Source organism: Planococcus sp. CAU13 (assembly GCF_000775575.1).
Taxonomy (GTDB): Bacteria; Bacillota; Bacilli; order Bacillales_A; family Planococcaceae; genus Planococcus.
In genome coordinates this window covers 1-8,138 of sequence record NZ_JRGN01000230.1, presented here as the reverse complement: position 1 = coordinate 8,138, position 8,138 = coordinate 1, and the positions used below count along the sequence as shown (strand labels likewise).

Sequence of the window (8,138 nt, the reverse complement as noted above, 5' to 3'; positions counted from 1 at the left end):
TTCTTCCGTGCCTTCTCCGTGGTCGTGGCTATGTTCTTCCGTTCCTTCGCTGTGCTCATGGTCGTGACCATGTTCATGCCCCTCACCCAGCTCATCTTCAGAAATCGACTCGCCCGTTGCCACAAACTCAACATTTTCATTGCTCAGTGTCTTTTTGGCATTATCAATAAAACCTTCCAGCCCCAATCCAATATAGAAAACCGCATCCGCATCAGCCAACGCTATCATGTCCTGCTGTGTCGGTTCGAAGGTGTGCTCGTTCGAACCCGCCGGATAGATCGACTGGACATTCACCCGCTCACCGCCAATTCTTTCAGTGAAATATGTAAGTGGATAAACAGTCGTATAAATTTCGATTTTTTCTTCTGTTGCTGCATTGTCCCTGTTTACGTTCGTATTTGTTTCCGCTTCTTCTGCGTTGCCACACCCGGCAACTGTTAAAAGCAGCAGGATCGGCAGGAGTAACTTTTTCATAAGGCATCCCTCAATTCTTCTTATTTGTATTTAGTCTGTACGTCTTGCCAGCTAGCTTTTCTGACTCCCGGTATCTGCCCTTTATGAGCCAGTTCACGAAACGCAATCCGTGACATGCCGAATTTCCGCATATATCCTCTCGGCCTGCCGGTCACAGCGCAGCGATTTCTCAAACGCACCGGGGATGAATCTTTCGGCAGCCTGTTCAATTCTTCAAAATCCCCAGTTGCTTTCAGTTCTATTCGGCAGTCGATAAAACGGTCGACAGTCGCTTGCAGCTTCGTTGCTTTTGCCATTTTGGATTTTTTCGCCATCTGTTTACCCATCCCTTCAATTCGTAATAGTTACGATTTGTAAATGAGTAAATTTTTTTATTTTGTTTCCCGGTGCAATGTCACTCTCCGGAGACGCGGACAATATTTCTTCAACTCTATCCGTTCCGGATTGTTGCGCTTGTTTTTTACGGTCGAATAATTGCGGTCGCCGGTTTCGGTACACGCCAATGTGATGTTCACTCTCATATTTTATCTCTCCTGACTTCTTAATTTATTTAAACAGTAATTGTTACGATTTACATCGTATAATAAAAATTTGAATACTGCAAGAAGTTTTTTCATCCATTAAAGTCTCGGTGATTTATTCATACTGCAAATAAACATCGTTATAATGCAAAAAAACCGTCGTATAACGCAAACAAACTTTCTTATATTGCAAATAACCCCCGCTATATTGCAAACAAACCGGTTTATCCTGCAAACAAAAAATAAAAGCTTGAAAATGATTAGAGAAAAGTCTTCAAGGACATCAAAACATCGACATAATAAATTTGGTTATCCACAAAATAAATCAGCAAAACCCATTTTAATTATCCCCAGAAAAATCTGGGGCTATTTTTTTCATTCATCTTATCCACAGTACGATGACATAAAAAAAGAGGGATTGCCGTGTCAACGACAGTCCCTCCAATTTCCTATACCGGGTTCTCAATCGAGCCCATGAACAGGATCACACCGGTTTCTTCATCCGTGATGGCAAAGAAGAACGGGCGGTTGACAATCAGTTCAAACGGTGGTTCCTCATCTGCCGTCGCTGACTCCGTGTCAACAGCCACAGACGTGACGGCTGCCGCTTCGGTTCCTTCTTCACTCACGTTAACAAAGGTTTTTTGCTTTACTTCGCTAATGAATAAATCATTGCTTGTTTCGAACATTCTTGATAAATCTACATAGTTGAATGCTGTTTCCATACCGAAATCCTGCAAGGTTTCATTCAAATTCACTTCGTATTCCAGTTCGAATTTAGGCAATTTTACGAGGCCTTCCCTCGATTCAAAATTCTTCATCCAGTCGGACCAGGTTTCATTGTCCAATGATGATTTGAACTCATCCAAAGAAGAATTTTCAGCCGGCAGGAAGACGTGCATATTCATCTCACCTTCCCCGTACGGAAGCGCCACCGCCTGAAATTGATCGGTTTCCATATAGGCGAGTTCCTCCTCCAAGACCATGAGCGGAACTTCTGTTGTTGAACCGTCGGAAGGATAGAATGGCTGCTCTTCTGTCATTTTTTCGATAAACGTGTATTGCCACGTTCCATTAAAATAAATTGCATTCAGCAGGATAACTGCCAGATCCTCGGATAACGGACTTTCGACCATCTTGTCAATCCTGCCATTCGTCTCTTTATCGACCCATTCATTGATCGCTTTTGCTGACGCCGGATCAGTTATATCCATCGTTTCCACTTCAGCATTGAAGTAATCCTGGCTGCTTTCCCTGAAACTTTGGAGATACTGATAGCTGTCTTTTGCCCAGATGGAATTCGCTATATTCAATTCGATAGCGCCGGAGTCACTGGCCAGTTTCGCAATGAGCGATGCATTCGCTCGATTCATGTCATCGGGAGACAGCCCTTCCGTTTCCAAAACTTTCGCAATTTCCTCTTTCGTCACGCCATCCGCTCCGTTATAGACCATGGCGAGCGCCATATACAAACTTGTCGGAGAGACAAAGATATTCCCGTCTTCCCTCGCTGACAAATCTTTCAGCAGCTTCATGCCGAGAATGTTGTTCGCTTCTGCAATCTGTTTATAATCCGTTTCCCCGTATTCCACTCCATCGGCAATCTTCATGCTGGCTCCCGCTTTTTCTTCCGTACTGCCGCAGCCTGCGATTAACGTCGTGAATCCCAATGCAATAAATAATTGAGTCAATTTTTTCATCAGCGAGATCCCCCTTTGAGAAGTAGACTGGCAAATTGGTGGAAAGTTACAGGAGTGTTATAGAATTTTAGAAACATTCTTCCAGTAAAGTGCAGCTGTTTGATAAAATAAATTCAAGGAGTTGTTTCAGATGAATAAACCGATAAAATTTCAAACCCTCAAAACAGAGAGACTGGTTTTGCGGGAAGTGACAAAAGACGATGCCGACAGCCTGTTGGCATATTTGTCAGACGAGGAAGTAACACGCCACATGGGACTCGCGCCTTTTACAACAGTAGAAGATACACTCGATGAAGTCGAATGGTACAATTCGATTTTCGATAAAGGCACAGGTATGCGCTGGGGGATTACATTAAAAGACGAAGACCGCGTCATCGGCAGCTGTGGATTCCTTAACTTGACGCAGAAACATCATCGCGCCGAAATCGGATTTGAACTGAGCCGGGAACATTGGGGCAAAGGAATTGCTGCGGAAGCGCTTCAGGCCGTAATCTATCACGGATTTTCCTCGCTGAACCTGAACCGGATCGAAGCGTTGATTGAACCGGCAAACAGCCCTTCTCAAAAGCTGGTCGAAAAAACCGGTTTTTTGAGAGAAGGGCTGTTGAGGGATTATGAATATACACAAGGAAAATTTGATGATCTTTATATGTATTCGATGTTGAAGCGGGAATTTGAAATCTCTTGAATAAAGGAGCCTGTTTTTAGGCTCCTCTTCACTTGTAATCCTGTTATGCTGGGTTCTCAATCGAACCCATGAATAGGATCACACCGGTTTCCTCATCCGTGATGGTAAAGAAGAATGGACGGTTTACGATCAGTTCAAACGGCAGTTCCTCGTCTACTGACGCCGACTCAGTCACAGCCACAGACGTGACGGCCGCCGCTTCGGTTCCTTCTTCACTCACGTTGACAAAGGTTTTCTGCTTTACTTCACTGATGAATAAACCACTGCTTTCTTCGAACATTTTCGATAAGTCAACGTTGTCAAAAGCTGTTTCCATTCCGAAGTCCTGCAAGGTTTTATTTAAATTCACTTCATATTCCAGTTCAAATTTAGGCAATTTTACAAGGCCTTCCCTCGATTCGATTTCCTTCATCCACTGGGACCAGGTTTCTTTATTCATCGAAGATTTGAATTCGTCCAACGAAGAATTTTCAGCCGGCAGGAAAACGTGCATATTCATCTCACCTTCCCCGTATGGTAGTGCGACTGCCTGAAATTGATCGGTTTCCATATAACCCAGTTCTTCCTCCAAAATCATGAGCGGAACATCCGTTGTTGAACCGTCCGAGGGATAAAAAGGCTGTTTTTTCGTTAGTTCTTCGTTGAAAGTATATTGCCATGTCCCGTTAAAATAAATAGCATTGAGTAGAATAGCTGCCAGATTGGCGGGAAATGGACTTTCAACCATTTCATCGATCCTGCCATTCGTCTCTTCCTTGACCCACTCATTAATCGCATCCGCTGACGCCGTATCAGTTACATCCACCGTTTCCACTTCAGCATTAAAGTAATCCTGACTGCTTTCCTTGAAACTATCAAGAAACGTATAAATGTCTTTTGCCCAGATCGAGTTTGCTATATTCAATTCGATGGCGTCAGAATTACTGCCAAGTTTCGCAATGAGCGAGGCATTTGCCTTATTCATTTCTTCAGCCGTCAGCCCTTCTGCTTCAAGCACTTTCGTAATTTCCTCTTTCGTCACCCCATCCGCTCCGTTATAGACCATGGCCAGCGCCATATATAAACTGGTCGGAGACACGAAGATATTCCCGTCTTCTTTGGCTGACAAATCTGCCAGCAGCTTCATGCCGAGGGCGTTGTTCGATTCTGCGATCAGCTGATAATCCGTTTCCCCGTATTCCACTCCATCCGCAATCTTCATACTGGCACCAGCTGTTCCTTCCGTACTGCCGCAGCCAGCGATTAACGCCGTGAATCCCAATACAATAAACAATAGAAGCGATTTTTTCATCAGTGAGATCCCCCTTTTGAGAGTAGACTGGAAAATTGGTGGAAAATTACATGGCTGCTGCATAATTATGAGTATATGCTTGGAAAATTTGCTGACTCCTGTCATTCCCCTGCCAATATGCTGAATAAATTCGAATCACGCCATCCCTCTTTCAGCAGGATATGATCCCGCATCCTGCCTTCAAAATGCATGCCCAACTTTTCCAGCACTTTTCGTGAACCTTCATTCTCAGGTGCACAAGTCGCATAAATACGGTGGAGCTGCAACTCATTGAAACCAAAGCCGATCATCACAGATGCAGCTTCTGTTGCGATACCTTTGCCCCAATGATCCGGATTGATAATATAGCCGATTTCCCCCGCTCTATTTGCGAAACTCTTGATCGTAATTTCCACCGCTCCTATCAATTCAGCCTGCTCCTTTAAAACGATTGCGAAGATGTAACGGGTTCTCGGCGTCTTCTTTGTATCCGCCAAAGCTTCCTCTACAAACTTCTTTGTTTCTTCTATCGTATTTGGTCCCCAAGGCTGATTTCTGCTGGCTTGTTCCTGGGATGCGTATTTATGGACAGCGCTCCAGTCGTCTTTCCTGAACTCACGCAAGTAAAGCCGGCCAGTTTCCATTTTCATCATTCAATTCACATCTTTCGTCGAAATTTAGATTGGCTTACAATTCAGCCAGACAATCCCAAATGCTCTTTCGAAATTGTGCCGCCTGCGGTAAGTCTTCCATCTCTACATAAAAACTCTTCAAAAACTTCTTGGCATTCGCAATCAAAAACCAGTACTTCTCTTCCTCCAGCCACTCCTTCTGCCTAGCCATTTCCGCCGGCAGCCGATCCAGCCGGTCCTGGAGAATCTCAGGATCCATCCCACGCTTCACCATTTCGAGGATTGGTATGAGTATCCGCTCCTCTTCGTCGTGAATATAGACGGACTCGGCGACAAACGCCTTTTTCCAAAGCTCATCAAGAAGTTCCTCATACATCTCCTGATCCGCATACCGGCTTTTGGCCAGTTCATCAAAGACATCCGCCGCATGGGCTATGCTGTGGGCCCAGCCTTTTCCTGGGACAAAGCCGCGAAGATCCTTTTCCGCTTCCATGTAATCGATCATTTTCCGCTTTGCTTCATCGACTGCGTGAGCGGTAAGAAATGGAGATTCGTTATCGCTGTAAAGTACGAGCGCAATCAGCAGCGTTGTGAACGACCGGGTGAAAACACTGTCCGTTCCATTTTCGCCGATACCGTTGAACAGCATCTCATCCGTCAGACACCTGTTCAGCACATCTTGCAGCAGCGGGTTGTCCCATTTCTTTTCATTCGTCAATTTGCAGAAAGTGCCGTAGATCAGCGAGTCACGCAGCTCGCTGTCAATCGAACCGATGTATTTGAGCATGGATGGAAGAAGCCCTTGCCAATCATCTTCTTCCCATTCACGTTCCCCGCTCCTGATTTTCTTCAAAATACTTTTTACTTCTCCAGCCGCAAGCAGCGCAGGAAATTCTGTTTTATTCATATAAATTTTCTTCCCCTTCCAAAATTACAGACTCAAGAACCGCACCAGCAGCCGGTTCATCTCCTCTGCGCTCTGCCGAAAATCCTGCCGGTGCCATTCGATGGCGAGGCCGAGAATCGCGTTGGCCTGGTAAGCGCTCAGCATCGAAATGTCGATATCTGTATTGTAATGTTCGCTGACGTCATTTTTAATCAGATTCTGCACTTCATCAAACAGCAGATAATAATAGGACAGCGGAACGGTTTTCGAAAACACGATCCGATAGAACGGCTGATACTTCTCGATGTGGTGGAATATACGGATCGTCACCGGGTTGACGTCTTTCGACAGCAGGCTCGGCACGTATCTGTACGGCTCTTGATACGAATCCGCCAAATCCTTCATGATCGTCCTGAAATAATCTTCAAACAAATTTTCAACCTGCCCGTAATGCGCATAGAACGTCCCCCGGTTCACTTTGGCAGCCTGACAAAGCTCTGTGACGCTAATCGAGTTCAAACTCTTCTGCTTCAATAAATTCAGCAACGCCTCCCGCAATGCTTCTTTCGTCTTCGACACGCGCAAATCCGTCTTCATCTTTTTCACCTCTTAGCGGACAAAATCCGCTTTATTGTATGATAACGAACAGTTTTGCCTTTTTTGTTTATTGAATATTCATACTAATAGAGAATATACTTTTATTGTACACTTGTTCATTAAATATGAGGAGGTTTTATTGATGAGATTGGAAGGTAAAGTTGCGGTAGTTACTGGGGCGGCGTCCGGAATGGGCAAAGCGATTGCAGAATTGTATGCGGCTGAAGGCGCGAAAGTGGTCGTTGCCGATATGAATCTGGACGGCGCTGAAGCAGTGGCCCAAGGCATTTCATCGAATGGCGGAACGGCCAAAGCGGTGAAAGTGAACGTCACGAGCCAGGAAGACATCGACAACATGATTGATACAGCAGTAAACGAATTCGGCACATTGGACATTTTGGTCAACAACGCGGGCATCATGGACAATTTTGAGCCGGCCGGCGAGATCACTGATGAGAAATGGGACCTGATTTTCGACGTAAATACAAAGGGCGTCATGCGCGCAACGCGCAAAGCGATTCCGATTTTCCTTGAAAAAGGCAAAGGCGTCATCATCAACACGGCATCAACCGGCGGCCTGAACGGCGCGCACGCTGGTGCTGCATACGGCGCATCGAAACACGCGGTCGTTGGTTTCACGAAGAATACGGGTTACATGTACGCCAAGTCCGGCATTCGCTGCAACGCCATCGCACCAGGCGGCGTCGCAACGAACATCGGCTCATCAATGACGAACGTCAGCCAGTTCGGCGCCGGCCGTCTGCAGGCACCACAAGGCGTAATGCCGCGCGTTGGCCAGCCGGAAGAAATCGCCCAAGTGGCGCTGTTCCTGGCGTCTGACGAATCGAGCTTCGTCAACGGCACAGTCATTGTCGCAGATGCTGGATGGACTTCAGCGTTCTGATTAGAAAAGCGGAAGCGGCATTGGCCGCACAGCCGGGCTGACTTATGACCCCAAGAGCTGAGCCGCTGGAGTCTGGATAAAGAAAAGCAACGGCAATCGTTCTGCAGATTGTGGGACGGGTATTTTTATGGCGTTTTTCGCATCTGGATAGTATTTTGGGAATGCGGATAGTATTTCAGCCATTCCGGATAGTATATCCAATTTATTAGAAAAACCGTGCGGTATTTCTGCTCAAATTGTTATCCAGATGCTAAACAGATCAACCTCACGACCAGTGCAAAGAGCAACAGCGGATGTTTTTCGCTGCGCGAAAAACTCCATGGTTTAAAGAAAGCCTTAGCGGCCGGGCCGCTAAGGCTTTTTCATATCAAGGGTTTGGTTTTGGCAGTTTGGGTGAGGCGGAAGTGGTAGAGTCGGGTGGAGATTCGGGTGAAAGACGGCTCAGATCCGGTCTGCGCAAATAAAT

Annotated in this window: 10 protein-coding genes; 2 read left to right on the top strand and 8 right to left on the bottom strand. The window is 45.9% G+C overall.

From position 1 onward, the window contains the following. The 4 genes from KW93_RS10900 to KW93_RS10885 form a co-directional block, all read right to left on the bottom strand. The coding region (locus KW93_RS10900) for a metal ABC transporter substrate-binding protein (RefSeq protein ID WP_161787042.1) at positions 1-474 on the bottom strand (474 nt) is incomplete at its 3' end. 20 nt (positions 475-494) lie between these two features. Next, on the bottom strand, positions 495-788 hold the full coding sequence (gene rpsN / locus KW93_RS10895) for a 30S ribosomal protein S14 (RefSeq protein WP_033543042.1): 294 nt from the start codon (positions 786-788) through the stop codon (positions 495-497). A gap of 57 nt (positions 789-845) precedes the next feature. After that, positions 846-995, bottom strand: coding sequence for a 50S ribosomal protein L33 (gene rpmG, locus KW93_RS10890; RefSeq protein ID WP_033543041.1), 150 nt, complete (start codon positions 993-995; stop codon positions 846-848). A gap of 449 nt (positions 996-1,444) precedes the next feature. After that, positions 1,445-2,695, bottom strand: a complete 1,251-nt coding sequence (locus KW93_RS10885; protein ID WP_052131569.1) for a serpin family protein — start codon at positions 2,693-2,695, stop codon at positions 1,445-1,447. 130 nt (positions 2,696-2,825) lie between these two features. Here KW93_RS10885 and KW93_RS10880 point away from each other — a divergent pair, with 130 nt between their 5' ends. Next, the gene (locus KW93_RS10880) at positions 2,826-3,383 is read left to right on the top strand and encodes a GNAT family N-acetyltransferase (protein WP_033543040.1); all 558 of its coding nucleotides are present in this window, start codon (positions 2,826-2,828) and stop codon (positions 3,381-3,383) included. A 43-nt stretch (positions 3,384-3,426) separates the two neighbouring features. On the opposite strand, the gene KW93_RS10875 is transcribed toward KW93_RS10880, so the two are convergent. The 4 genes from KW93_RS10875 to KW93_RS10860 form a co-directional block, all read right to left on the bottom strand. Next, positions 3,427-4,674 carry a serpin family protein gene (locus KW93_RS10875; protein ID WP_052131568.1) on the bottom strand — a complete coding sequence of 416 codons (1,248 nt, stop codon included), beginning with the start codon at positions 4,672-4,674 and terminating at the stop codon, positions 3,427-3,429. Positions 4,675-4,775: 101 nt separating this feature from the next. Then, positions 4,776-5,306 (bottom strand): GNAT family N-acetyltransferase, encoded by a 531-nt coding sequence (locus KW93_RS10870; protein WP_152602448.1) that lies wholly within the window; start codon positions 5,304-5,306, stop codon positions 4,776-4,778. A gap of 34 nt (positions 5,307-5,340) precedes the next feature. Further along, the gene (locus tag KW93_RS10865) at positions 5,341-6,192 is read right to left on the bottom strand and encodes a DUF2785 domain-containing protein (protein ID WP_033543039.1); all 852 of its coding nucleotides are present in this window, start codon (positions 6,190-6,192) and stop codon (positions 5,341-5,343) included. 24 nt (positions 6,193-6,216) lie between these two features. Continuing rightward, complete coding sequence (locus KW93_RS10860) at positions 6,217-6,768, bottom strand: TetR/AcrR family transcriptional regulator (protein ID WP_033543038.1); 552 nt, start codon at positions 6,766-6,768, stop codon at positions 6,217-6,219. A 142-nt stretch (positions 6,769-6,910) separates the two neighbouring features. On the opposite strand from KW93_RS10860, the gene KW93_RS10855 reads away from it, so the two are divergent. Next, the gene (locus KW93_RS10855; RefSeq protein ID WP_033543037.1) at positions 6,911-7,672 is read left to right on the top strand and encodes an SDR family oxidoreductase; all 762 of its coding nucleotides are present in this window, start codon (positions 6,911-6,913) and stop codon (positions 7,670-7,672) included. Positions 7,673-8,138: the final 466 nt, after the last annotated feature.

Excerpts from the sequence above, each read along its gene's own strand:
- rpsN (WP_033543042.1), bottom strand. The coding sequence starts at position 788 with ATGGCGAAAAAATCCAAAATGGCAAAAGCAACGAAGCTGCAAGCGACT.
- rpmG (WP_033543041.1), bottom strand. The coding sequence starts at position 995 with ATGAGAGTGAACATCACATTGGCGTGTACCGAAACCGGCGACCGCAAT.
- KW93_RS10885 (WP_052131569.1), bottom strand. The coding sequence starts at position 2,695 with ATGAAAAAATTGACTCAATTATTTATTGCATTGGGATTCACGACGTTA.
- KW93_RS10880 (WP_033543040.1), top strand. The coding sequence starts at position 2,826 with ATGAATAAACCGATAAAATTTCAAACCCTCAAAACAGAGAGACTGGTT.
- KW93_RS10875 (WP_052131568.1), bottom strand. The coding sequence starts at position 4,674 with ATGAAAAAATCGCTTCTATTGTTTATTGTATTGGGATTCACGGCGTTA.
- KW93_RS10870 (WP_152602448.1), bottom strand. The coding sequence starts at position 5,306 with ATGATGAAAATGGAAACTGGCCGGCTTTACTTGCGTGAGTTCAGGAAA.
- KW93_RS10865 (WP_033543039.1), bottom strand. The coding sequence starts at position 6,192 with ATGAATAAAACAGAATTTCCTGCGCTGCTTGCGGCTGGAGAAGTAAAA.
- KW93_RS10860 (WP_033543038.1), bottom strand. The coding sequence starts at position 6,768 with ATGAAGACGGATTTGCGCGTGTCGAAGACGAAAGAAGCATTGCGGGAG.
- KW93_RS10855 (WP_033543037.1), top strand. The coding sequence starts at position 6,911 with ATGAGATTGGAAGGTAAAGTTGCGGTAGTTACTGGGGCGGCGTCCGGA.